This window comes from Bacillus sp. ILBB4 (assembly GCF_035064545.1).
In the GTDB taxonomy this organism is placed as follows: domain Bacteria; phylum Bacillota; class Bacilli; order Bacillales; family Bacillaceae_H; genus Priestia.
The window spans coordinates 387,899-414,584 of sequence record NZ_JAIQVD010000001.1; the positions used below are offsets into that span (position 1 = coordinate 387,899).

Sequence of the window (26,686 nt, forward strand, 5' to 3'; positions counted from 1 at the left end):
GCAATTTCCCTCCGATGATTGCCTAGCTACTATTTACTATTCATTGCTAAGCTCCGTTACAAGTTCACGAACAAGTGATATCATTCCTAAAAAATACCTTTTTATGTTAAAAAAGCGCACAAAAAAAACACTAAGGGTTCTCAGCGTTTTTACACAGCTTAAACCTCCTCTCCAAAACGCTTATGGGGTTAGCTGTCGGATTCGGGCTATGAGAGTAGCCCTACCTTTAAAAAAAGGATTCACCCCAAGTGACAATGCACAAATTTGGGTCCCCCACTTCTGACGAATTAAGCGATAACAGGTCAATATAATTTTCGGTTAAAGGGTATGATCGATAACATGTTTCTTTCATAACTATCCTTTGTTCTTAGATAATATACTCCCGTACAAATGGTTTGTAAAGCATTATTTTACGTAAACCATAAAATAGTACTTAAGGCGCTTTTAACAGAAAAACAAAAGGCCTTCTGCTCGCTTACAGAAGACCTTTTTGCTTTAACTTTTTGCTTTTAAAACGGCTGCTAGCTTGTTTTTCGTTTGAGGACCATAAATGCCATCTACATCATAAGGAAGATACACAAGCTGAAAACGTCTTACTGCATCTTTCGTTTGAACTCCATATATTCCGTCTACTGACCCTACTTTAAAATTAACTGCGTTTAATGCTCTTTGAAGCTGTTTCACGGCTTCTCCAGAATCACCTTGCTTTAAAATTCCATTGGGAAGTGGATATTGTTCAGCAGGTGGTGTTGGAGATGGGTTTGGTGAAGTCCCTGAAGGAATAACAATTGTTTTTCCAACCTGTAGTGTTAAAGGATCAGAAAGCCCTGTATTCGCTTCTTGAAGCGCTTGTACTGTTATATTGTACTTCTGTGCAATACTGTACAGCGTATCTCCTTGCTTGATCGTATACGTTTTTGTACCTGGTTCAGAAGGTGATGGATTTGGTGTTGGATTTGGGTTTGGAACTGCACGACGGGGTAAATTCAAATAGACGGCAATTCCTTTTGCATACGATTCACCCATGCTTTTTAAAAAAGCTTCGTTTTGGAGAAGTGCTGCATCGGTGCGGTTATCAATAAAAGCTATTTCAGTTAGTACTGCGGGCATATTTGTTAAGCGAAGCACCGCATAATTGGCTGACTTTCGACCGCGATTCGGATGATTATACGATAGCAGCGTTGGCTGTACTTGGCCGTGGACAATTGATTGAAACGTTTTACTGGCATTGCTAGCGCTTCTGTAAACATAATCTTCGTACCCTGTTCCTCCACCGGCATTTACGTGAATAGACATAAATGCATCTGCTCCCCACGAATTAGCTTGAGAAGCGCGCTGAGATAACGATAAAAAAGTATCTGTGGTACGAGTGGTTTTAATCGTAAAGTCACTGTAGGTGCTATTTAAATAGCTTATTAAATATTGTTGAATTTTTAAAACTAAGTTTTTTTCATACAGTCCATTCGCTCCAACTGCTCCTGCATCTGCCCCACCATGTCCTGCATCAAGATAGATTTTTTTCATATTACTTGTCCCTCCTTATTGTTAACATATGCACGGGGGCAAAAAGTGCTACGTATACTAGCCTAGCAGGTGAAAAATCACTAAAAAAAAGACCCGTTGCCTAATGGCAACGGGTTATTCTGCTTTATAGACAGAATACTGAATAAGGATAGCTCTCAAGGAGTGAAAGCTATATGCAGAGTGTTGATTCGTTGATTCGTTGATTAAATGATAATAATTATCATTTTCATTTAAAGTATACACTACAAGGAAAGTTTTGTCTATTCTATTATCGTCATAAGCCTATTTAAAAAGCAGAACACCTACAACAATGAGAATAATCCAAATTGGAATGCTTATTAAAATTCCTATGACCAAACCTTTAAAGAAATTTCCTTCTTTCATTTTCCTTACATTCCTCTCCAACAGTATTTTCTATCGATACTGTGCCTGGCTGAAAATTCTCTGAAGTTATACTGAAATACAGTGCAGAGTGAACACATAAACAATCTCTCTATCTGTTATACACTACTTTTACATATAGATTCAATGAGACAAAAAGATTATCCTTTTTAATTCATATAACCAAATTCTTTCCTGTATATAACAAAACAATAAAAAGCCTCCCGTAAATTATACGACAGGCACCTATACTTGTTTTATGAACAGCTTAGTTCGATATTTAATATACGCATGCAGAATATTATTCATTTTGAAAAACAAAAAAGTCCGAGAGAACGTATAAACGATCTCTCGGACTTTTAGGAATTAATATTGGCTCATGTATTGGTCACGTTCCCAAGGATGAACTTGTGTACGGAACATATCCCATTCGATTTCTTTCGCTTCAACGAAGTGCTCTGCTAAGTGTTCACCTAATGCAGAAACCATAACTTCGTTTGATTGGAAGCTATCTAAAGCTTGAGCTAATGTTGCAGGTAAATCTACGATACCTTCTTCAATACGCTCTTCTTTTGTCATTACATAGATATTACGATCGATAGGTTTTGGAGCTTCAAGGTTGTTCTTGATTCCATCTAAACCAGCTTTTAATAGAACAGCCATTGCTAAATATGGGTTAGCAGCTGGGTCTACGCTACGTACCTCAACACGAGTTCCTACGCCGCGAGAAGCTGGAATACGGATTAATGGGCTACGGTTGCGAGCAGACCATGCAACATAACAAGGAGCCTCATATCCAGGCACTAGGCGCTTATAAGAGTTTACAGTAGGATTTGTTACTGCTGTAAAGCTATGTGCGTGCTTGATGATACCTGCGATAAATTGACGAGCAGTATCACTTAGCTCTAGATTACCGTTTTCATCATAAAATGCGTTTTGACCATCTTTAAATAATGAAACGTTACAGTGCATACCTGAACCATTCACACCAAATAATGGTTTTGGCATAAATGTAGCATGTAAGCCATGTTTACGTGCAATTGTTTTTACAACAAGTTTGAACGTTTGGATATCATCACAAGCTTTTAATGCAGCAGCATATTTGAAGTCAATCTCGTGTTGTCCAGGAGCTACCTCATGGTGAGATGCTTCAATTTCAAAGCCCATTTCTTCAAGCTCTAATACGATGTCACGACGGCAGTTTTCACCAAGGTCAGTTGGCGCTAAGTCGAAGTAGCCACCTTTATCATTTAATTCTAATGTAGGTTCGCCTTTTTCGTCTAATTTGAATAAGAAGAACTCTGGCTCAGGTCCAAGGTTAAAATCAGTAAATCCTAACTCTTCCATCTCTTTTAACACACGTTTTAAGTTATTACGTGGATCGCCATCAAACGGAGTTCTATCTGCATTGTAGATGTCACAAATAAAACGTGCTACTTTACCTTTTTCAGATGTCCAAGGGAAAATAACAAATGTATCAATATCCGGGAATAGGTACATATCTGATTCTTCAATACGCACAAACCCTTCAATAGAAGAACCGTCAAACATCATTTTGTTGTCTAACGCTTTTTCTAATTGACTTACTGGAATTTCAACGTTTTTAATTGTTCCTAAAATGTCAGTGAACTGAAGACGAATATACTTTACATTCTCTTCTTGAACTTTGCGGAAAATATCTTCTTTTGTGTACTTTGCCATCGTGTGATCCTCCCCTAAATCTCTATATAATATTTATAATCTATACCCCTCATATACGAACGGCATAAATATTGATAACTTTATTAATGAAAGAACCTGGACATATCTCCTTGATTTAAAGTTGCTCGATTAAAACGGCCTGCTTGCATAAGTTCTGCACGAAGCATTTTTCGCAATTCATCGTCCGTTAATTCTGGCTTTGCTGTTGCTGCCACAACTTTTTCTTCTTGCTTATGCCCTTTTTGCTCCTTTTGAAGATGAAACAGCTGTTTTACACCTGCTAAGTTTACACCTTGTTCAATAAGATCACGGATTTCAAGCAGCTTATCAACATCGTTAAATGAGAATAATCGTCGATTTCCCTCTGTTCTTACTGGTGCAACTAATTCATGTTCTTCATAGTAGCGAATTTGGCGAGCCGACAACTCAGTTAACTGCATCACAATTCCAATTGGGAAAAGTGGCGTATTTCTTCGAATGTTGTCACTCATTTCAGTTCCTCCTTTGGATTAACTATTTACATTGTATGCTATGTTAGTTCACCTGTCAACCGAATGTTAGTAATTCTAACATAAATTTTTCTGAACATTTCTTCTATACAAATAAATAGCACTTCGTTTATTTTTATAAGCCTATCTTTTCTTTCTTAGCGGGGAGAAAAATAGTCTTTCTATCTTATATTTTATAAAAGTTCTTTCGTCAGCATTTGATCTACTGCCATACATATTGCTACTTTTACGTGAGCATACGTTAACCCACCCTGCACGTAAGCGACATATGGAGGCCTGATAGGCCCATCTGCCGTCAGCTCGAGGCTTGCTCCTTGTATAAACGTTCCTGCTGCCATAATCACATCATCTTCGTACCCTGGCATATAAGCAGGATAGGCTGTTACGTGTGAATTAATTGGCGAAGCGAATTGAATAGCCTGACAAAAAGAAACCATTTTATCGCGGTCATCGAACTGCACGGATTGAATTAAATCCGTTCGTTCACTGTTCCACTTCGGTTCACTTTGCATCCCTAGTTCTTCAAACATAGCGGATGAGAAAACCGCTCCTTTTAATGCTTGACCGACTACGTGCGGCGCCAAGAAGAATCCTTGATACATTTCTTGTAAGCTATAAAGCGTCGCTCCAGCTTCTGCACCGATTCCAGGAGTTGTCATTCGGTATGAACAAGCCTCCACTAAATCTTTGCGTCCTGCAATATAACCGCCGATTTTAGCAAGGCCTCCACCGGGGTTCTTAATAAGCGACCCTGCCATCAAATCTGCTCCTACATGCGTTGGCTCGATTGTTTCTACAAATTCACCGTAGCAGTTATCAACAAATACTGTAACGTCAGGCTTAATACTCTTTACAAAAGAAATCATTTCTTTTATTTGCGCGACTGTAAAAGAAGGACGAATGCCGTAACCTTTTGAGCGCTGAATGCCTATCATCTTTGTGTGCTCATGAATAGACGCTTTCACTTCCTCAAAATCCACTTGACCTTGCGCTGTTAAATCTACTGATTTATAGCTAATATTATATTCTTTTAAAGAGCCTACGCCGCTTCCTCGTATACCAACAATTTCTTCAAGGGTGTCATAAGGCTTTCCGGTTATATATAATAGTTCATCTCCAGGACGCAGTACACCAAACAGCGATATGCCGATTGCGTGCGTACCTGAAATAATTTGCGGACGCACCAGGCAAGCTTCTGTTCCAAAAACGTCCGCGTATACGTTCTCCAACGTATCGCGGCCTAGATCGTCATATCCATACCCCGTTGTCGGATTAAAATGTGAATCACTCACTCGATTTTGCTGAAAGCTTTGCAGCACCCGAAATTGATTTGCTTCAATGCGCTCGTCAATTTTCTCATGCACGGGCTTAATTTGTTTTTCTACTTTTGCAGCAAGTTCTCGAATGCGTGCCCCGTTTTTTAACTGATCAAACATCATTTCTTTGTTCCTCAACTTTCTTCAAGCGTTTGTAGCTTTTTGTAAAGGGGATGCTCTTTTGCAATATACCCTTTGCACTGATACTTCTCAGTTTCTTCATTGAATTTTAACGACTCAACAATAGAGACCGTTTTGAGTTCAGCGAGCATTTTCCCTTCATAAGCCGGCAGCAGCACATGAAAAAACGCCATTTCTTTTTTCATTTCTTCTTGAATTCTTTCCCCAAGCTTCACTAAATCAGCGGCTTTAAAAGCGCTCATTGATAACGATGTCGAAGCGGATGGGACAAATAGTTCATGCTGCATATCTTCTTTATTGTAAACTGTCAGCATCGGAATGTCCGTTACGTTCAGCTCTTCTAGTAAGCGATGCACTGTTTTTTCGTGGTTGTTGTAATCTGGATTAGATGAATCTACCACGTGCAGAACAAGGTCAGCTTCGGTTACTTCTTCAAGTGTTGAACGGAACGCGGCTACTAACGTTGTTGGAAGATCTTGAATAAATCCAACCGTATCCGTTAACAGAGCCGTTAATCCTGACGGAAGCGTATACTGTCTAGTCGTTGGATCAAGAGTTGCAAACAGCTGATTTTCTTCAAAAATACCAGCTTCTGTTAAACGGTTAAAGATCGTCGATTTACCAGCGTTCGTATAGCCCACAATTGCAATTTGATAGACATGATTACGCTTACGTCTTTCTCGATAACGTTCGCGGTGACTTACCACTGTCTTTAACTGACGCTTAATTTCATCAATTTTACGGCGAATATGTCTACGGTCGCTTTCAAGTTTCGTTTCACCAGGACCTCTTGTTCCAATTCCGCCTCCAAGACGCGACAAAGCGGTACCTTGTCCTACTAACCTAGGTAGCAGATAATTTAATTGAGCAAGTTCCACCTGCATTTTTCCTTCTCGCGTTTGAGCACGCTGTGCGAAGATATCCAAAATCAGCTGCGTGCGGTCAATAATACGCGCAGATAACCCTGCTGACAAATTGCGGATTTGACTCGGTGACAATTCATCATTAAATACAATTAAATCAGGCTCTAACTCTTCTTCAAGAGCTACAAGTTCTTCTACTTTCCCTTTTCCAATATAAGTAGCTGGATGAATGCGATCGCGCTTTTGCGTTAACCTTACCAGCACTTCGCCTTTTGCAGTCTCAGTTAAAGAAGCTAGCTCATCCATTGAATATTCAAAACGTTCGTCATCGTCATGAAGCTGACATCCGACTAAAATTACGCGTTCAAGTTCAGTATTCATTTCTGCTGTCAAAGATTTTTCCTTCCCTTACTATTAAATTGACAAATCATTCATATCATATCAAAAAAATGTCCATTTCTCCATCTTTGCAAAAGAGACAGAATACATTGTCTTTTACTAGTTTAACACCCTTTTTAAAATCTATAAAACGATGATTAAAAAAACATTGAAATATCACGAAATTCTGTATACAATTTGAGTTGGTTTACTTATCGAAATTTGAATCAGGCTGCCTGATTTTAAAATAATAGTCGCTACTTGGTGAAAACAGAATAAAGGGGATAGCATCATGACTTGGGACGTACTTAGCATTATTGGAACGATTGCATTTGCAATCAGCGGAGCTTTCATTGCCATGGAAGAGGAATATGATATTTTAGGCGTTTACATACTCGGAATCGTAACGGCTTTTGGCGGAGGAGCCATTCGAAACCTGCTTATCGGTGTACCGGTGTCTGCCCTTTGGGAACAAGGACTCTTTTTTCAGATTGCTTTATTATCTATCACTGCCACTTTTTTATTTCCAAACAATATCTTAAAACATTGGAAGCGATGGGGAAACTTTTCGGATGCCATTGGCCTTGCAGCATTCGCGATTCAAGGAGCACTTTATGCCACTCATATGAACCATCCGCTTAGCGCGGTTATTGTAGCTGCGGTCTTAACAGGAAGCGGTGGGGGGATTATCCGAGATTTATTAGCACGCCGAAAGCCTACTGTTCTTAAAGATGAAATTTATGCGGTATGGGCGATTATCGCAGGATTTAGCGTGGGGCTGCATATTACAAATACGCCTGTAGAACTTTATACGTTATTTATCTTACTTGTAGGTCTTCGGATGTGTTCATATATTTACAAATGGCGCCTGCCGATCAAAACGATTCGACAGCCAAATATGTAGAAAAAAGCCTTTCATGACGAAAGGCTTTTTTTTACAGCTGAATATCGCTTGACGTTAAAGTTAGAAGCTCGTTGCGCTCATAGCTTTCTTCTTCTAAAAGCCTCATGGATTGAGTGCGTATGGAACGTTCGATAATGTTTCGCACATATCTACCGTTACTAAAATCCCTAGGCGTCTGATTGTACTTCACGTCCATGAAATGATCTTTTAGCTTTTTATAGGCCTCTGTACTAAACTGATACTGTCTGTCATTCATCATGTGACCGGCAATGTCCATCAGTTCATTGACATCATAATCCGGAAAATCAAAAATAAACGGAAACCTAGAGCGCAGTCCTGGATTAAGACTTAAGAAATTTTCCATTTCTCTTGGATAACCAGCTAAAATCAATACAAACTTATCATTTGAATCTTCCATATGTTTGACCAATGTATCAATCGCTTCTTTTCCAAAATCTTTTTCTCCCCCTCTTGCAAGAGAATAAGCCTCATCAATAAATAAAATACCTCCAAGCGCTTTTTTTACAAGATCTCTCGTTTTCTGAGCCGTATGACCAATGTATTCTCCAACTAAATCTGCCCGCTCTGCTTCAATTAAATGTCCTTTGGACAAGATGTTCATATTCAAAAATAATTTACCTAGGAGGCGGGCTACCGTCGTTTTCCCTGTTCCTGGATTTCCTTTAAACATCATATGCAGCGCCTGCTTTCCCGCTTTTAAGCCCTGTTCCTCTCTTTTTTTGTTAATATATAACCACGCATATATTTCTTTTATCATTTTTTTCAATTCTTCCATTCCAACCAGTCCGCTCATTTCTCGTTCAATTTCCCGAAGCGGCTCATGATTTATCACAGCTTTTTTGGCAGGACGCGGAATTGATGTCGTATACGATTTTTCCTTTTTTGTTTCATTATTTAAAATGATATTAATTTGCCCATTATTTTTAAGAGTTATCGGCTGCTCCACCATGTTCACCTCTCGTTTCATCCCACTTCTCTGTATCGCATAGCTGCATGCGATGAACGATACGAAGACAATGATCTCTTATTACCGAAGAAATAATCGTCTATTATAAGGTTTATGTTCGATGAGTAAAAACAATGTTAAGAAACTTTTTTAAGCCTTTATTTGCATAAAAAAAGCATCCGAATATGCGGATGCTTCTCATTAATCTCTATTCAAGTTCTACTGTAATATTTTTATTTGGTACAAATGTCGAAATAGCATGTTTATAAATCAGCTGCTGTTTTCCTTCAGATTCAATTAACACAGTAAAGTTATCAAATCCTTTAATTAGTCCTCTTAATTGAAAACCATTTAAAAGAAATACCGTCACATAAATATTTTCTTTACGTAATTGATTTAAAAATTGGTCTTGAATATTAACTGATTGTTTCATTATTCGGCCTCCTCGTTTCTCTATCTGTTTACTTAATTCGCTTCTTTCTTCAGCTTTCCTGCAATATATGTAAAAATTTCAGCAAACTTTTCGGGAAAATTGTCAACTTCCATCTCTATCCATTTTACAGGCATTTTATTTCGAAACCACGTTAACTGACGCTTTGCATATCTGCGTGAATTTTGTTTCAACTGTTCAACGGCTTCTTCGAGCGTACAGCGTCCTTCAAAATAAGCATACAGCTCTTTATAGCCGATAGCTTGAATTGATTGTACATCATGCAGACCACTTTCGTACAATGATTTGACTTCATCAAGCAGTCCAGCCTGCATCATCATATCGACTCGGTGATTAATTCTCTCATATAATACGTCTCTATCCATTGTAAGTCCAATAATGCTTACGTCATATAATAACTCTTGCGACTGTTCTTTTGTATAGTCACTGAATTTTTTGCCGGTTACTTCATAAACTTCAAGCGCTCTGATTACACGGCGATGGTTATTTTTATGGATAGCAGCTGCACTGTCTGGGTCAATTTCTTTTAGCTTTTCATACAGGGGATCAATGCCATGAGCTTTAATAAATACTTCCATTCGTTCACGAACTTTTTCATCACTAGGAGTTTCTGTGAACTGATAATCATAAATAACGGATTGAATATAAAGACCCGTCCCTCCAACAATCATCGGCATTTTTCCTCTAGCATGAATATCATCGATTTGTTTTCTTACAATCTCTTGAAATTCTGCCACAGAAAACGATTCATCTGGCTCCTTAATATCGATCAGGTAATGGGGAATACCCTGCATCTCTTCTTCTGACACCTTTGCTGTTCCGATATCCATCCCTTTATAAATTTGCATGGAATCACCTGAAATAATTTCTCCGTCTAACTGTTTGGCAAGTTCAATGCTCAATTTTGTTTTACCAACCGCAGTTGGTCCAATAATGACAATAAGTTTGGGTTTCTCTCCCGTCATAACAACACTACTTTCATCTATAGGCATTCACATCATTCCATTTTATCCAAATGGCCATGATTTATTCAACAAAACGGCTAGCTGCAGCTAGCCGCATTTGCCTACATCACTCGCTTAAACATTTTTTCCATTTCATACGTCGAATGATGAATAATAATTGGTCGTCCGTGCGGACACGTAAATGGATCTGTTGTTTTTCTCAACGTTTCAAGTAAAGCAAAAATCTCATCGTTTCGCAAATGATGATTCGCTTTAATCGATCCTTTACAGCTCATCATAATAGCCGCTTCTTCTCGTAACTTTTCGATATTGACTCGTTTCATCGTAAAGATTTGCTGAATCATTTCTTCAATGGTTTCCTGTTCCTCTCCTTTTGGAAACCACTGCGGATGCGAACGAACTATATAGGAGTTTTGTCCAAACGGTTCTAAAAAGACTCCTACTTCAGCAAGCATGTCTTTGTATTCTTCTAAAATCAAGGCTTCATTTCCCGAGAACTCTAGCGTAAGCGGCATAAGCAGTTCTTGAACTTCTGAATCTACTTCTCCAAGCTTTCGCTTAAAATATTCGTACTTAATTCTCTCCTGCGCCGCGTGCTGATCAATAATAAATAATCCTTTTTCATTTTGTGCCAAAATATACGTTCCGTGCATTTGGCCAATTGGGTACATCGCAGGAACACGCGGTTCTGGCCGCTCTTTGGCTGAATGGCTCGGTTCTGGAATAGGAGCGTTTTCTTCCACCGATTCTTCATAGTGTTCTATTTCTCGAAACGTTGGTTCGAGTTCTTCATCTTGACGTATGACCTCTTTTTTAACAGGCGGCATGATCTCGTCTACACGAGCGGGAGCCTCCTTAAGGCTAGGCTCGCGAACCATGTCAGACGGCTGATAGCCAGACGGTTTAGACCGATGATCAAATGTAAAGGTCTGCTGCTCAGTTGGCTGAACAGCTGATTTTGACTTAGTTGGTACTACAGCATCCGGAATTAACTGCTGCTTTTTAAAAGCAGCTTTCACTCCTTGTTCAATAAGTTCAAACAGCTCCGCTTCCTTACTTAAGCGCACTTCTAGTTTCGCTGGATGAACATTCACGTCCACTAACAAAGGGTCCATTGTAATGGTTAAAAACACGATTGGAAAACGGCCGATAGGTAAAAGGGTATGATAGCCCTGCTGTACCGCTTTTAACAGCCCGTAGTTTTTAACAAACCGACCGTTAATAATGGTCGACATGTAGTTACGAGAAGCTCTTGTAATTTCAGGAAGAGCGACGTAACCACTCACTTCATAATCAAGAGACTGAACGTTAATCGGAATCATTTTTCTGGCCACTGCCATTCCATAAATAGCTGCAAGCACTTGACGCACATCTCCGCTTCCGTTCGTATACAGAAGCTGTCTTCCTTGATGCATCAGCCGAATTGAAACTTCAGGATGAGACATCGCAAGGCGATTGACTACGTCCGTTACGTTACCAAGCTCCGTGTTTACCGTCTTCATATATTTTAAACGTGCAGGTGTGTTGAAAAATAAGTTTTCAATAACAAGTTCGGTACCTTTTCGACTTGACGTTAATTCGTGATGAACGATTTCTCCGCCTCTAAGTTTAAGATGAGTGCCGGCTTCTTCTCCCGTACTCGTTTTGAGTTCAAGCATTGAAACCGAAGCAATACTTGGCAAAGCTTCACCGCGAAATCCTAACGTTCGAATTCGAAATAAATCTTGCTCTGTTTTGATTTTACTTGTCGCATGTCTTTTAAAAGCGGTCAAGCAGTCTTCAGAAGCAATGCCGTCTCCATTATCCAATATACGAATTTTTGAAAGCCCAGCTTCTTCTAGCTCAATTTCAATAACTGTACTGTTTGCATCAATAGCATTTTCGACTAGTTCTTTCACCACCGAAGCAGGTCGTTCAACAACCTCTCCGGCAGCAATTTTATTTGAAAGTTCGTCTGAAAGCTGCACAATTTTACCCACAGACTCACTCCTCTCAATCTATTTTTTCTTTAATGATTTTTGCAGTTCATACATCGCATTCATTGCGTCTAAAGGCGTCATTTCTAAAATATCCAGCTCTTTTAAACGATCTATAATTGCTTTTTCCCGTTTCGAAAGCGCAGGCTTTTCTTTTTTCTCTTCTATTTCAAAGAACGAAAGCTGATTGGCTTCATCTGCTTTTTTATTATCTGCACGTTCTTCTTGAACCAAAGAAGCACCTTCTTGTGGAACTTGTTGTGTCATCTCTTCTCTTTTTGGAGCCTGATGTACAGGTTCACGCTCAGAAGATTGTTCTAAATCGTGTAAGATGACGCGAGCTCGCTCTAGAAGCGGATCTGGAAGTTCCGCTAGTTCCGCTACGTGAATACCATAACTTTTATCTGCGGCACCATCTTTGATTTTGTGTAAAAAGACGACTTTCCCATTTTTTTCAACCGCGCTTACATGAACATTTTTAAGCGCAGGAAGCGACTCATCGAGTACGGTTAATTCATGATAATGAGTAGAAAATAGTGTCTTACAGCCAATATGTTCATGAACGTATTCAATAATTGCTTGAGCAAGAGCCATTCCGTCATACGTAGACGTGCCGCGTCCAATTTCATCTAACAGAATTAAACTCGACTGAGTGGCATTTGTCACTGCATTTTTCGTTTCTAGCATCTCGACCATAAACGTACTTTGACCTGAAATTAAGTCATCGGCTGCTCCGATACGTGTAAACACTTGATCAAAAATCGGCAGAACCGCTTCGTCTGCTGGCACAAAACAGCCAATTTGAGCTAATATCGCCGTTAAAGCGACCTGACGCATGTACGTACTTTTACCAGACATATTGGGTCCTGTAATCAGTAAAATTGAACTATCATCCGTCATTTGACAGTCGTTTGGCACATATTCCTGCGAGTTCATTACTTTTTCTACCACTGGATGGCGTCCATTTTGAATCGAAATATCTTCACTTGAAAAAATAGGCTTCGTGTAATGACGTTCTTCACTGATTTTTGCAAAGCACTGCAGTACGTCAAGCTCACTTACTTTTTTAGCGAGTTCTTGCAGCCTTGGAATATATGCTTTTACTTCTTCACGAATTTGTAAAAACAATTCATATTCCAGCTCTACAATTTTCTCTTCCGCTTCTAAAATCAGCGCTTCTTTTTCTTTCAGCTCAGGGGTAATAAAACGTTCTGCATTGGTTAACGTCTGTTTTCGTTCATACATTCCTTCAGGCAAAAGATGGAGATTTGCCCGCGTTACTTCTATATAATAGCCGAACACGCGATTATAACCAATTTTCAGTGAGCGAATCCCTGTTTTCTCACGCTCTTGCTGTTCAAGTGACGCAATCCACGTTTTTCCGTTTCGGCTTGCATCTCGGTATTGATCAAGCTGTTCATGATAGCCGTCATTAATAATGTCTCCTTCTTTAATTGACAAAGGAGGGTGCTCTTTTAATCCTCTTTCAAGAAGATTAGCTAATCGCTCACAAGGATCAATGTCTTCAACAAGCTTGGTGGCATAAGGGTGATTCAAACGATTCACAACCTCTTGGATATGAGGCACATTTTGCAATGATTTTTTTAATTGAATTAAATCACGAGCATTTACATTACCAAAAGCTACTCGACCAGCTAAGCGTTCTAAATCATATACGTCTTTTAGCAACTCCCGCAGTTCTTCTCGTTCAAAAAACTGTTTCATTAAGACATCTACCATATTCAAACGATTATCAATATCCGCTTGTTTTAAAAGCGGACGGTCAATCCAATTTTTTAATAAACGGCCGCCCATTGCCGTAACAGTCTGGTCTAATAACCATAGAAGCGAGCCTTTCTTTCCTTTTGAACGAATCGTTTCGGTTAACTCTAAGTTTCGCTTAGAGAACAAATCAATTTTCATATATTCATTGATTTGATAAAACTGCACGGGCTGTAAGTGTTCAAGCGAACGCTTCTGCGTGCGAGTTAAATACTGAAGAATACGCGCAAACGTTGTAATAAGCTTTTGCTGCTGAAGCGACTCTACTAAATAATCTAGTCCTTCTACTTGCTCTGTACTATTCTCATAAGAAATGGTAATCGTCATGCGCTCTTTTAGTGTTTGTAATAAGTCAGCAGGAAACTCAGAGCTTACAACGACTTCTTTTGCTTCTTTTGCATAAATCTCTGAGACTATATCGTGAAACGAACTAACAAGCGTTACGCTGTTTTCTCCTGTAGACAAATCAGAAAGAGCAAGACCAAACGTTTGATCCTCGAACCCAGTAACAGAACAAATATAGTTATTTTCCTTTTCATGCAGTCCGCGTTCGTTCATCAGTGTTCCGGGTGAAATCACCTGTACCACTTCTCGCTTTACAACACCTTTTGCATGCTTAGGGTCTTCTACTTGCTCACAAATAGCTACTTTAAATCCCTTTTCAATTAAACGCTCGATATACGTAGGAGCAGAGTGATACGGAACCCCGCACATCGGAATTCTCTCTTGTCCTCCTCCGTCTCGACTTGTTAATGTTATTTCAAGTTCTTGAGAAGCTGTCGTAGCATCTTCAAAGAACATTTCATAAAAATCACCTAATCTAAAAAATAAAAAGGCATCTTGATACTCTGCCTTAATTCTCAAATATTGCTGTATCATTGGCGTATACGCTGCCATACTATTCCTCCATACCACATCTAGTTGTGCGTTTTTGCTACACGTATTATAACATAAGTCTTTCTTAAACTTAATTTATTCAAATAGAACAATTTTCAATTTCTTTTCATAAAACAAATAAAAAAGCTTCGGACGAAGGAAGAAGCTTGTCCGAAGCTTTTCATTATTTACTGCTGTTCAAATGACTATGCTTACGTCCGTATAAGAAGTAAACCACTAGCCCTAGTACAAGCCAAATTACGAAACTAATCCATGTTAACTTTGGAAGCTGAAGTGCTAAGTATAAACAGAACACAAAAGCTAAAATTGGAATCACCGGCACGAACGGTACGCGGAAACCAGTCGATTCTGAAGTTTGTTTTGATTTACGTAAATATAAAATTCCAATTGATACGGTCATGAAAGCAAAAAGAGTACCGATGTTTGTTAACTCTGCTAATCTTCCTAATGGTACTAAACCAGAGAAGATGGATACTAGTAAACATGTAATCCACGTATTTACTACTGGCGTTTGTTTTTTCTCACTAATTTTTGAAAAAGGCTTTGGCAATAGACCATCTCGACTGATCGCATAAAATAAACGAGTTTGTCCATACATCATAACGAGTAATACCGTTGTAATACCAACAATTGCGCCTAATGAAATAAATCCTGCTACCCAGTCTTGGTTAATGTAGCTTAAAGCAAATGCTACAGGGTTTTTAACATTTAATTCTGTATAAGGTACGATTCCTGTTAAGATAAGCGATACGACGATATAAAGGACTGTACAAATCGCGAGAGATGCGATAATTCCGATTGGCATATCCCGCTGAGGCTTGCGTACTTCCTCGGCCGCTGTTGCTACAGCATCAAACCCAATGTAGGCGAAGAATACAGTTGCTGCTCCTGTCGCTACTCCCGAGAAACCAAACGGCATAAACGGCGTCCAGTTTTCTGGTTTAACATAGCTAACTCCTACCCCGATAAACAGAAGTACAACAGCAAGTTTAATAATAACCATGATAGCATTAAAACGTGAAGATTTTTTTACTCCTTGCGTTAAAAGTAATGTGATTAAAAACACGATCATAATTGCTGGAATATCAATATACGTGCCGTTTGCAGGATTGTATGCACTTGTTAAAGCTTTGGGAAAATGTATGCCAAACCCTGCTAATAATCCTTGGAAATACCCGGACCATCCGCTGGCTACAGCAGAAGAAGCAAGACCGTATTCCAAGATAAGATCCCACCCTAAAATCCAAGCGATTAATTCACCAAATGTTGCATAACTGTAAGTGTATGCACTTCCTGAAACTGGAACTGTTGAGGCAAACTCTGCATAACAAAGAGCTGCAAACACACACGCAAGTCCTGACATAATGAAAGATATAACTAAAGCTGGACCGGCATGTTCAGCGGCGGCTACACCCGTTAATACAAAAATTCCGGTTCCGATAATGGCTCCAATTCCTAACATTGTTAAATCGAAAGCGCCTAAATCCTTTTTTAATTTAACACCTTTAGAATTGGTTTCACTAATTAACGTTTGAATTGATTTTTTTCGAAATAAGCTCATAGTAAACCCCCAAAAAATACTTATCTGATATAACTAAATTTTCTGAAAATTAATGCATTATTTTCTTTAGATTTACTATACACTGCGCATTCGACAAAAAGCAATATATTTTTTTGTTTTTATAAGAATTTTCTTAAAATAGTAAAAATAAAAAAACTAGGAAGAACTTCTTCCTAGTTACTCATCGTCCCCTAATATAAAATCAGGATCCAAATCTTCAAATTCATCATCATCTACGTCTAAATCAAACTCATCTTCATCATCGCAGCCTTTCGGATTTACTGCAACACAAACCTTGGTTTCGCCAATCACTTCTGCCAATAATTCTCTCTCTACTTGAACAATCGTTTTATTGCCATTTGGTGAAATTGTGCACTCTAGGCAATTTGGCTGCTGCAGCACGCGAACAATTACTTCATAATCGTCTCCAATCGAATCTTCATCTTTATAGCGCAGCTTAATATTATCTTTGTATGATACGGTTTCCGTCCAAACTTCGGTTTTTGTATTATTATTGTACGAATACCAGATGTTAATATCATATCTGCCGTCAACTTCTACATTGCTGCCGCTTTTTTTTGCTTTGTACTCATGGTTAATCACCCAGCACCCCAAGATGCTTGTTGGTCGATTTTTCGGTGCAAGCGTATGAGACGATTGTGTAAACTTGCGACCTTTACCTACGACTGCTTTTGTAATAATTTCTCTATAGTGTTGTGACATGTGAGCATACCCTCCTCAAACTATCTTCATTTCATCCTATGCAGGCTCATTCACTTGTTTGCACATTATTTTTAAGAAACTAGGTTTAAGGCATAAAAAACCTATGTTCCATTGTATGCAAGGATATAGAAAAACGTGACAATTATTAGAGAGAAAATCTGCCCAATTTTATGCCACGGGATGCACAAAAAAATGCCTCAGCAAATTGCTGAGGCATTTTTTCTTTATGAGCAGCTAGATCCAGGGCTGTTTCGCACCTGTGAACCTGTTTCACCGCGCAGTAAATCACCATCTGTTGACACAATAATTTCATCCGTTACTGTGTTTGAAATAGTGTTAGCAACAAGTTGAAGCAAATCATTCACGTTTATTTGAGACTCTTGAAACTGCTGAATAATCGGCAGTTCATCGAGCTCTTCCTGTAAGCGATCGATTTTTGCCTCCACTTGTTTTAACGCTTCTGTTTTACCATAATGTTGGAAATTAACAGCTTGTTTTTGCAAACTTTTAATGCTTGCAATGGTTTCACGCACTTTTTGATTTTCGTTAAGCTGAGCTTCGGCACGCTTGAAGAAATCTACTTCTTCCGTTTCAGCAATCATTTTTGCCAGCTCTTGAGCACGTTTAATTACGTCACTCTTGTTATACTGCGCCATATTACTTCACCTCTGCTGTTTCTTCTACCATTTCCCCGTTTAATGTCCATGTTTTGGCTTTTGTAACTTTTACTTTTACAAGTTGACCAATCACTGACTTAGGTGCTTTGAAGTTTACAAGCTTACTTTTTTCAGTGTAGCCTGCCAGTACTTCAGGGTTATTTTTACTTTCACCTTCTACTAATACTTCGACAACTTTACCTTCATATTCCTTCAATTTCTTTGCAGAAATTTCATTTACAAGAGCATTTAAGCGCTGAAGACGCTCTTTTTTCACTTCCATTGGTACATTGTCTTGCATCTTAGCAGCCGGAGTACCTTCACGAGGTGAGTAAATAAACGTGTACGCACTATCAAATTCAACCTCACGATATAGTGACATTGTTTCTTCAAACTGCTCATCCGTTTCATTTGGGAAACCAACAATAATATCAGTTGTTAATGATGCCGTTGGAATGGCTTCTTTAATTTTACGAACAAGCTCTAAATAATGTTCACGAGAATATTTTCGTGCCATAATTTTTAAGATGTCGCTGCTTCCTGATTGCACAGGTAAGTGAATGTGGTCGACAAGATTTCCGCCTTTAGCTAGAACTTCAATTAAACGGTCATCAAAGTCTCGAGGGTGACTTGTTGTAAAACGAATACGGGCAACATCAATTTTACGGATTTCATCCATTAAATCCCCTAAGCCGTACGTCATGTCTTCAAAATCTTTTCCGTATGCATTAACGTTTTGGCCTAAAAGCGTAATTTCTTTATAGCCTTGAGCAGCTAAATGACGTACTTCTTGGATAATGTCTTCTGGACGGCGGCTTCGTTCTTTTCCTCGCGTATACGGAACGATACAGTACGTACAGAACTTGTCACAGCCGTACATGATGTTAACCCATGCTTTAACGCTGCCTTTACGTGCTCTTGGAAGGTTTTCAATAACATCCCCTTCTTTAGACCATACTTCAATTACCATTTCTTTTGCTAAGTATGCTTCATTTAGAATGTGAGGCAAACGGTGAATGTTGTGTGTACCAAAAATCATATCCACGTGCTGATGTTTTTGTAAAATTTTATTTACAACTGACTCTTCTTGAGACATACATCCGCAGACGCCGATTAATAGCTCAGGGCGCTCGCGCTTCAAGGCCTTCAAGTGTCCTAATTCACCAAACACTTTATTTTCTGCATTTTCACGGATTGCACACGTATTCAATAAAATAACATGAGCATCTTCAACAGAGTCAGTTGGCTCGTAGCCAAGGCCTAGAAAAATACCAGCCATTACTTCTGTATCGTGCTCATTCATTTGACAGCCGTACGTACGGATATAAAACTTGCGTCCCTGTCCCATTCCATGAAACTGTTCATCGATTGCAAAATCATTGTGATAGGAAACTTCTTCTTTTCCTCGTTTTTTCGCATCTTTTAAAGAAGGTGGCATGTATACTGTTTGAAAATATTTACTGTAATCCTTTTCGGATTTTTTGTCCGCTGGATTAACTTGGTTGCTTTCTAAACGTTGTTTTTCATTCATAAAAAAATCTCCTTTCGCCATGACAATTGTCACGTTGCACCTGTAAATCGCAAAAAAATGTGAGAGCCTTATGCTTATGCATAAAACTCATCACATTAACATAGTATATAACTTTCAAGTAGCGAACACAATCATATACCTATTTTCTATATCTGTTTCGTTAAAATTTCGTTCGACTTTCGAAATATTTATTAAATCACAAAAAGAGATTGATACATAACTAAATTAACCTATTTTAGAGACGAACAAATGGGATAAAAGAGCTCATAGAAATTCGCTTATTACACCGCTGTTGATTTCTGTGCAAAACTTCGCTTTCGGCGAGCGGCCGATGAGCCTCCTCGTCGCTTCCGCTCCCGCGGGTTCTCACCTATTTCGCTTTTCCCGTAGGAGCCTTCTCCTAGCTCCCCAATTAACAGCTAGAAGCCACTCCCTACATGAAACCTACGTTCGCTATCACTATGAAAAAATCCGAACGAGTTGGATTCTCCATCAAGAATCTCAGTTCAACGTTCGGATTTTCCCTCTACTAAACTGCTTTTATTGCAGCCTCTTTTACATAAATTCAGCTACTAGCTCATCAAATTTTTCCTCAGTCATGCCTAAGTCTGCTTTTGACAGCGGCTCTTCACTATAACCGTGAACAAGCTGCTGATACGACGGCTGATGCGCATTTTGATAAATAAGCCCTGTTACTAAGCCGTTATGCTCCATTAACGTCTGCATAGCTTGCATACGATTGTTTGCATCATAACCTTCAATTGTGCTAAGACTAGTTAGGTTTTCTTTAAACCAATCATACGTGTTCACTTTGTTATACGTTACGCACGGGCTAAATACGTTAATTAAAGAAAAACCTTTATGCTGGATGCCTTGTTCAATTAAGCTTGTTAACTCTTTTAAATTCGTTGAAAAGCTTTGAGCCACAAACGTTGCTCCAGAAGTTAACGCAAGCTCCATAACAGATAAAGACGACTCGATTGATCCTTCAGGCGTACTTTTTGTCTTGAATCCTACTTCACTACGAGGAGATGTTTGTCCTTTTGTTAAACCATAGATTTGGTTATCCATTACGATATACGTCACATCGATGTTTCTGCGAATCGCATGTACCGTGTGTCCCATACCGATAGCAAACCCATCTCCATCGCCGCCAGATGCGATAACGGTTAAGTCACGATTAGCCATTTTCACACCTTGAGCGATTGGAAGCGCACGTCCGTGAATACCGTGAAAACCATATGAATTAATATAACCAGAGATACGTCCAGAACATCCAATACCTGAAATAACAGCAAGCTCATGAGGTTCTAAACCTACGTTAGCAGATGCGCGTTGAATGGCTGCTTGTACGGAGAAATCTCCACACCCCGGACACCAGTTAGGTTTTACACTGTTACGAAAATCTTTAAACGTTGCCATTTAACACAAACATCTCCTTACTTTTTGCGTATACTTCTTGCGGAAGAAATGGATTTCCATCATACTTCAATACGCTTTGAATTTTATCATGACTTGCAATATTCATTTTTAAAATATTAGCAAGCTGTCCAGTAGCATTGTTTTCAACGACGACTACTTTTTTAGCTCCTTGCACGTAAGGAAGCAGTTCGTCAGCTGGGAAAGGATGAATTAAACGAATGTGAGCGTGATTTACTTTTATACCGTCCTGTTCCAAACGTTCCATTGCCTCTTCAATGACTCCACGCGTCGAATTAAATCCAACAAATAAAATATCAGACTCTTTTTCATGAGAGTGAACATGAATTGGCGTATTAAAACGAATTCCTTTTGTTTTACGAAGACGCTTATTCATTTGATCATCGCGGTTCACCGGAGATTCAGATGGCTTTCCTGTCTCATCATGTTCTACTCCCGTCACGTGATGAATGCCATGCTTCATTCCAGGAATGACGCGTGGTGATACGCCGTCTTCTGTTACGCGGTAGCGCTTGTAGTATTGTTTTTCTTCTAGCTCTTCTAGCTCTCCTTGCTGAAGCTTACCGCGGCGGATTTCAACGCGGTTATAGTCAAGCGGTTCTACTGATTGCTTCCCAAGTGAAAGCTGTAAATCCGTTAGCATAATAACTGGACACTGATATTCTTCTGCTAAGTTAAACGCTTCAATCGTATCGTAGAATGCTTCTTCAACCGTACTTGGCGCCATGACGATCTTCGGAATTTCACCGTGCGTACCGTAAATCATGGCCATTAAATCCGACTGTTCTTGCTTAGTTGGAAGCCCTGTACTTGGACCGCCGCGCTGCGTATCTATAATAACAACAGGCTGCTCAGTGATTCCCGCTAATCCAATCGACTCCATCATTAATGATAGACCAGGTCCAGCTGATGCTGTCAGCGCACGTACGCCTGCATAGTTAGCTCCGATAGCCATCGTACATGCTGCGATTTCATCTTCTGTTTGAATAACGGTTCCACCAAATTGAGGAAGCTTTTTAATTAAGTATTCCATGATTTCTGAAGCAGGGGTAATTGGATATGCTGGCATAAAACGAGCCCCACCGGCTAAAGCACCTAGCGCAATCGCATCGTTTCCAATCATAAACATACGTTTTTTACCATCCGCTGGATCTAGTTTCATTGTTTCTAATTGTTCGCCTAGCTGTTCACGAATGTAATCTGCACCTTTTTTAATAGCTTCCATGTTTTTTTGTACAACTTTCTGGCCCTTTTTACCGAAGATTTCAAGCACTACTTCTTCAAATACTTCTGTGTCAATATGAAGCACAGCACTTGAAGCGCCAACAGCAACCATGTTCTTCATTAGCGACGTTCCTAATTCCGTTGCAATTTCCGTAAACGGAACAGCATATAGCGTAGCAGTTGTACATGTTTCGGGCAGACTTGGGTTGAATTTCGCATCTGCAATTACAACGCCACCTATGCGCAGCTCATGGACGTTTACATCGATTGTTTCCTGATCGAACGCAACTAAAATATCCAAATCATCTGACACAGATCGAACCTGAGTTGTACTCACTCGAATCTTATTATTTGTATGTCCACCTTTGATACGAGAAGAAAAATGACGATAGCCGTATAAGTAATAACCTAATCGATTTAAAGCGGTTGAAAAGATTTCTCCCGTACTTTCGATTCCCTCACCCTGCTGTCCGCCAACTTTCCATGAAAGTTGCTGTACCATAAATCAACGCCACTCCTTTAATTGCTCATAATATAGAAATCTATTTTATTGATAAAAACTGAAAAAAGTAAATTAGCAAACGATTTCATTTGCTTCTGCATTTCACCAACCAAAATCATCTGCAAAACTCCCACAGCACCTTGCCGCTGTGCAGGATACATTTCTGCTTGAGCAGCTCCGTAATCCGTTTTCAATTTTATTCCGATTGCCAGAAAAATGCAACCCTTTCCATTGAATTCTCAATCGTTTTAATTATATTTATATTTAATGAATAAGATGAAGTTTTTTAATGATCTTTCCTGCCTTCACATGAGGCATTAGTATATAAATAACTTGTATAAAAAAGAGCTTTTCCAAGAAGAAAAAGCTCTTTTTTTATTAGCTGCATACACGATCAGCAAAGTTTTGAAACAGAAAACGTTTTACCTGATCCTCAGTGTAATGCTTAAGGAGTTCTTCGATTAAATTTGTATACTGTTCATATCTTCCGAGACGATGAACCGTTTTGTCAATGCCGTCAAAGTCAGAGCCAAAACCAACGGAGTATTCGCCTCCTCTTTCACACATGTAATCAAGATGGCGGATCACATCCGCTATTTGCGCTTTGGCAGAACTCGTTAAAAATTCAGGCACAAACGTAATGCCAATCACGCCGTTTCGCTTTATTAAAGCATGAATTTGATCGTCTCTTAAATTCCGGGGATGAGAACACAATACGTGTGAATTGGAATGAGTAGCCACTACATATTGCGCTAGCTCAATCACATCCCAAAAACCTCTTACCGATAAATGAGAGACATCCGTCCACACTTTATATTCATTGTTCAATTCAACAACTTCTCTTCCAAAAGAAGATAATCCCGCGCCGCGAGGTTCTAAAATACCGTCACACACAGCATTGCTGTAATTCCATGTCAAACCTACTGAACGTACACCCAGTGAAAAAAGTGTCTTTAAGCGAACTAAACTTGTATCAATGGCATCGCAGCCTTCAAGCGTCAGCATTGCTCCTATTTCACCTTTTTTCAAGCTATCTATATCGCGTTTTGAACGAACCCATTTCACACCGGGAAGCGATAAAATATGACTCTGAAACAGCTGGATCATTTCTAACGCAACATCAAAGCGCTGAGCTGCCGGAACCGCTTCTGGAATATAAATAGCGAATAGCTGAACTTTCCCTTTTGCTTTTTTTATTCCTTCTAACGTCACATGCAGCGCTGAATCATATGTAAAAGATAAACGTTTATTTAGCCAGAGTTTCATCAATACATCACAATGAGCATCAAATATCACAACCCACACCCCTTTAACTCTATACAAAAAGGACCTGTTTGGCTTCTATGCTTTACAGGTCCGTGGTTTTTATAATTATCGCGGCTCTACAATTAATTTAATGGCTGTTCGCTCTTCTCCATCAATTTGAATATCTGTAAAAGCTGGGATGCAGATTAAATCAACCCCACTTGGTGCAACGAACCCTCTTGCGATTGCTACAGCTTTTACTGCTTGATTAAGCGCCCCGGCCCCAATGGCTTGAATTTCTGCTGCGCCGCGTTCGCGCAGTACACCTGCTAAGGCACCAGCAACTGAATTTGGATTAGACTTTGCTGAAACTTTTAATATTTCCATATCTAGCTCCTCCTTATTCTTTACAATGTATGATGAGAGATCATTAGACCAATGACTTAATTGATTTCAATGTTACTATATTCACGATATGTCAAACGTATTCCTGCTTGTTTTTCCTAAATATTCAAAAACTTATATTTCTACACCTTTCTTTTTTCTTTTTACGTTTTTGACAAAATAAAAAAGCCAACGTATCGTCTTTCGACACATTGACTTTTTCCCTTTATTCAAAAAATGGATGGTCTTCGTTAATTAAAATTCGCTCTGTTTTTGTTGCTTTCCCCGTCTTTTGATCAATATCAATAACGATTCCACTAAGCTGCGTTCTTCCTTCTTTTGGCACTTCAAATCGAACAGGAAGAGACGTTAAAAAACGCTTAATAACAGCTTCGCGCTCCATCCCTAAAATGCCGTCATAAGGTCCCGTCATTCCTACGTCAGAGATGTAGGCTGTTCCTTTTGGCAATATACGATTGTCAGCTGTTTGAACATGCGTATGAGTGCCGACAACAGCGCTGACACGACCGTCCACATACCAGCTAATCGCTTGCTTTTCACTTGTTGTTTCAGCATGAAAATCAATAAAAATAAGCGGAGTGCGCTGACGTGCTTCTTCAATCAGTTCATCTGCTTTATGAAATGGACAATCAAGCGGAGCCATAAACGTGCGCCCTTGTAAATTAATCACGGCTACCTCAAGCTGATTGTACGTAAAATACGTAATTCCCTTGCCCGGTGTACCTTCAGGAAAATTAGCTGGACGAACAAGATTTTTTGCATCGTCAATAAAATCAAAAATTTCGCGTTTGTCCCACGCGTGGTTACCAAGGGTAATAATGTTAGCCCCTGCTTGTAAGAACTGACGATAAATCTTTTCAGTAATGCCTTTGCCCGAAGCTGCATTTTCTCCATTCACAATTGTAAGTCCCGGAGAGTATTTTCTTTTTAATCTTGGTAAATATTCTTCAACCATTTCACGGCCTGGAGAACCAACTACGTCTCCAATAAATAAAATTCTCATGTAAAAGCTCCTATACTTCATTCTTAATCTGCATCTTCATCTCTACGAAAAAAAATAAAGTGGCGAAACGCCACTTCATTTTTATTTTGCATACTCTACTGCTCTTGTTTCACGAATAACGGTTACTTTGATGTGGCCAGGATAATCCAGCTCATCTTCAATTCGTTTTCGGATATCTCGAGCAAGTCGATGCGCTTCTAAATCACCAATCGTATCTGGTTTCACCATAATACGAACTTCACGCCCTGCTTGAATCGCAAATGATTTTTCAACGCCTTCATAAGACTCTGAAATTTCTTCTAACTTTTCAAGACGACGAATGTAGTTTTCTAACGTCTCACTACGAGCACCTGGTCTTGCAGCAGATAATGCATCCGCTGCTGCAACTAGTACAGCAATGATTGATGTTGGTTCTGTATCTCCATGGTGAGAAGCAATCGCGTTAATAACAACCGGATGTTCTTTATACTTTGTAGCTAATTCAACACCGATTTCTACGTGACTTCCTTCTACCTCATGATCAATTGCTTTACCAATATCATGTAACAATCCTGCTCGTTTGGCTAACGTTTCATCTTCACCTAATTCAGCAGCCATAAGTCCTGATAAATGCGCTACTTCCATTGAATGTTTCAGCACATTTTGACCATAGCTTGTTCTGAATTTTAAGCGACCAAGAATTTTCATCAAGTCTGGGTGCAACCCGTGAACACCGACTTCAAACGTCGTTTGTTCACCAACTTCACGAATATATTCGTCCACTTCACGGCGAGATTTTTCAACCATTTCTTCAATACGCGCGGGATGGATACGACCATCTTGAACGAGTTTATCAAGTGCAATTCTTGCTGTCTCACGACGAATTGGGTCAAATCCTGATAAAATAACTGCTTCTGGCGTATCATCAATAATAAGATCAATTCCTGTCAAAGTTTCAAGCGTACGGATGTTTCGACCTTCTCGACCAATAATTCGGCCTTTCATTTCGTCATTTGGCAAGTTAACAACTGAGACAGTCGTTTCAGCAACATGATCTGCTGCGCAACGTTGAATAGCAAGTGAAAGAATTTCTTTCGCCTTTTTATCGGCGTCTTCTTTTGCACGGTTTTCTGTTTCTTTTACCATTATTGCAATGTCGTGGGAAAGTTCATTCTCAACACGATCTAAAATAATCGCTCTTGCATCTTCTCTTGTTAAGCTTGAAATGCGCTCTAGCTCTGTTTGCTGTGCACGTACTACTTCTTCAACTTTGCTTTCCATCTCTTCAATATGCTGTTGTTTAACAGTAAGAGAATCATCTTTCTTTTCAAGTAACGCTTCACGTTTATCAAGTGATTCGTCTTTACGATCAAGATTTTCCTCTTTTTGCATTAATCGATTTTCTTGTTTTTGAAGTTCTGCTCGACGATCACGAATATCTTGTTCTGCCTCTGTACGAAGCTGATGGATTTCATCCTTCGCTTCTAGTAAAGCTTCTTTTTTCAAAGCTTCCGCCTCGCGGGTTCCTTCATCGATAATTTGTTCTGCACTAGACTTTGCTCCCGCAATTTTAGCTTCAGCAATCGATTTACAAACAAAAAAGCCAACAACTGCACCGACGATTAGGCCAAGCAAAGCGAAGATGATTGTATTAGTATCCAT

At 39.3% G+C, this 26,686-nt stretch carries 22 protein-coding genes and 1 riboswitch; of the genes, 1 reads left to right on the forward strand and 21 read right to left on the reverse strand.

From position 1 onward, the window contains the following. Positions 1–162 precede the first annotated feature (162 nt). A riboswitch (cyclic di-AMP (ydaO/yuaA leader) is annotated at positions 163–304 on the reverse strand. 191 nt (positions 305–495) lie between these two features. The 5 genes from LAV82_RS02190 to hflX all read right to left on the reverse strand — a co-directional run bounded on the left by LAV82_RS02190 (position 496) and on the right by hflX (position 6,816). After that, a complete protein-coding gene (locus LAV82_RS02190; protein WP_499715591.1) occupies positions 496–1,524 on the reverse strand; it encodes an N-acetylmuramoyl-L-alanine amidase in 1,029 nt (342 codons plus the stop codon). 747 nt (positions 1,525–2,271) lie between these two features. Further along, positions 2,272–3,606 (reverse strand): type I glutamate--ammonia ligase, encoded by a 1,335-nt coding sequence (glnA, locus tag LAV82_RS02195; RefSeq protein WP_013058785.1) that lies wholly within the window; start codon positions 3,604–3,606, stop codon positions 2,272–2,274. Positions 3,607–3,689: 83 nt separating this feature from the next. Continuing rightward, entirely contained in the window at positions 3,690–4,097 is a 408-nt protein-coding gene (locus tag LAV82_RS02200) for a MerR family transcriptional regulator (protein WP_013058786.1), read from the reverse strand. 191 nt (positions 4,098–4,288) lie between these two features. Continuing rightward, on the reverse strand, positions 4,289–5,551 hold the full coding sequence (locus tag LAV82_RS02205) for a methionine gamma-lyase family protein (RefSeq protein WP_499715593.1): 1,263 nt from the start codon (positions 5,549–5,551) through the stop codon (positions 4,289–4,291). Positions 5,552–5,565: 14 nt separating this feature from the next. Beyond that, on the reverse strand, positions 5,566–6,816 hold the full coding sequence (hflX, locus tag LAV82_RS02210) for a GTPase HflX (RefSeq protein WP_013058788.1): 1,251 nt from the start codon (positions 6,814–6,816) through the stop codon (positions 5,566–5,568). 289 nt (positions 6,817–7,105) lie between these two features. On the opposite strand from hflX, the gene LAV82_RS02215 reads away from it, so the two are divergent. Further along, a complete protein-coding gene (locus LAV82_RS02215; RefSeq protein WP_013058789.1) occupies positions 7,106–7,717 on the forward strand; it encodes a trimeric intracellular cation channel family protein in 612 nt (203 codons plus the stop codon). Positions 7,718–7,748: 31 nt separating this feature from the next. Here the strand turns inward: LAV82_RS02215 and spoVK are convergent, their stop codons facing one another. From spoVK to rny, 16 genes are all read right to left on the reverse strand, one after another. Continuing rightward, on the reverse strand, positions 7,749–8,705 hold the full coding sequence (gene spoVK, locus LAV82_RS02220; protein WP_013058790.1) for a stage V sporulation protein K: 957 nt from the start codon (positions 8,703–8,705) through the stop codon (positions 7,749–7,751). A 187-nt stretch (positions 8,706–8,892) separates the two neighbouring features. Then, positions 8,893–9,117 carry an RNA chaperone Hfq gene (gene hfq / locus LAV82_RS02225; protein ID WP_013058791.1) on the reverse strand — a complete coding sequence of 75 codons (225 nt, stop codon included), beginning with the start codon at positions 9,115–9,117 and terminating at the stop codon, positions 8,893–8,895. Positions 9,118–9,149: 32 nt separating this feature from the next. Further along, complete coding sequence (miaA, locus tag LAV82_RS02230) at positions 9,150–10,100, reverse strand: tRNA (adenosine(37)-N6)-dimethylallyltransferase MiaA (RefSeq protein ID WP_053488000.1); 951 nt, start codon at positions 10,098–10,100, stop codon at positions 9,150–9,152. A 101-nt stretch (positions 10,101–10,201) separates the two neighbouring features. Continuing rightward, positions 10,202–12,079, reverse strand: a complete 1,878-nt coding sequence (gene mutL / locus LAV82_RS02235; RefSeq protein WP_013058793.1) for a DNA mismatch repair endonuclease MutL — start codon at positions 12,077–12,079, stop codon at positions 10,202–10,204. Positions 12,080–12,097: 18 nt separating this feature from the next. Then, positions 12,098–14,755, reverse strand: a complete 2,658-nt coding sequence (mutS, locus tag LAV82_RS02240; protein ID WP_025601389.1) for a DNA mismatch repair protein MutS — start codon at positions 14,753–14,755, stop codon at positions 12,098–12,100. A 163-nt stretch (positions 14,756–14,918) separates the two neighbouring features. Further along, positions 14,919–16,316, reverse strand: coding sequence for a branched-chain amino acid transporter BcaP (bcaP, locus tag LAV82_RS02245; RefSeq protein ID WP_013084740.1), 1,398 nt, complete (start codon positions 16,314–16,316; stop codon positions 14,919–14,921). 177 nt (positions 16,317–16,493) lie between these two features. Further along, the gene (locus LAV82_RS02250; protein ID WP_013058796.1) at positions 16,494–17,039 is read right to left on the reverse strand and encodes an outer spore coat protein CotE; all 546 of its coding nucleotides are present in this window, start codon (positions 17,037–17,039) and stop codon (positions 16,494–16,496) included. A gap of 224 nt (positions 17,040–17,263) precedes the next feature. Further along, entirely contained in the window at positions 17,264–17,695 is a 432-nt protein-coding gene (locus tag LAV82_RS02255; RefSeq protein WP_013058797.1) for a YlbF/YmcA family competence regulator, read from the reverse strand. Between the two features lies 1 nt (position 17,696). Beyond that, complete coding sequence (gene miaB, locus LAV82_RS02260; RefSeq protein WP_025601388.1) at positions 17,697–19,226, reverse strand: tRNA (N6-isopentenyl adenosine(37)-C2)-methylthiotransferase MiaB; 1,530 nt, start codon at positions 19,224–19,226, stop codon at positions 17,697–17,699. 555 nt (positions 19,227–19,781) lie between these two features. Next, a complete protein-coding gene (locus LAV82_RS02265; RefSeq protein ID WP_013058799.1) occupies positions 19,782–20,648 on the reverse strand; it encodes a 2-oxoacid:ferredoxin oxidoreductase subunit beta in 867 nt (288 codons plus the stop codon). Beyond that, positions 20,635–22,392, reverse strand: a complete 1,758-nt coding sequence (locus tag LAV82_RS02270; protein ID WP_211077414.1) for a 2-oxoacid:acceptor oxidoreductase subunit alpha — start codon at positions 22,390–22,392, stop codon at positions 20,635–20,637. The genes LAV82_RS02265 and LAV82_RS02270 overlap by 14 nt, the downstream gene beginning before the upstream one ends. Positions 22,393–22,409: 17 nt before the next feature. Beyond that, the gene (locus LAV82_RS02275; protein ID WP_499715595.1) at positions 22,410–22,586 is read right to left on the reverse strand and encodes a hypothetical protein; all 177 of its coding nucleotides are present in this window, start codon (positions 22,584–22,586) and stop codon (positions 22,410–22,412) included. 184 nt (positions 22,587–22,770) lie between these two features. Then, the gene (locus LAV82_RS02280) at positions 22,771–23,688 is read right to left on the reverse strand and encodes a dipeptidase (protein ID WP_013058801.1); all 918 of its coding nucleotides are present in this window, start codon (positions 23,686–23,688) and stop codon (positions 22,771–22,773) included. A 75-nt stretch (positions 23,689–23,763) separates the two neighbouring features. Beyond that, a complete protein-coding gene (gene spoVS / locus LAV82_RS02285) occupies positions 23,764–24,024 on the reverse strand; it encodes a stage V sporulation protein SpoVS (protein WP_003181955.1) in 261 nt (86 codons plus the stop codon). Positions 24,025–24,247: 223 nt separating this feature from the next. Beyond that, positions 24,248–25,045, reverse strand: coding sequence for a 2',3'-cyclic-nucleotide 2'-phosphodiesterase (gene ymdB, locus LAV82_RS02290; protein WP_029320635.1), 798 nt, complete (start codon positions 25,043–25,045; stop codon positions 24,248–24,250). An 81-nt stretch (positions 25,046–25,126) separates the two neighbouring features. Then, positions 25,127–26,686 carry a ribonuclease Y gene (rny, locus tag LAV82_RS02295; protein ID WP_013058803.1) on the reverse strand — a complete coding sequence of 520 codons (1,560 nt, stop codon included), beginning with the start codon at positions 26,684–26,686 and terminating at the stop codon, positions 25,127–25,129.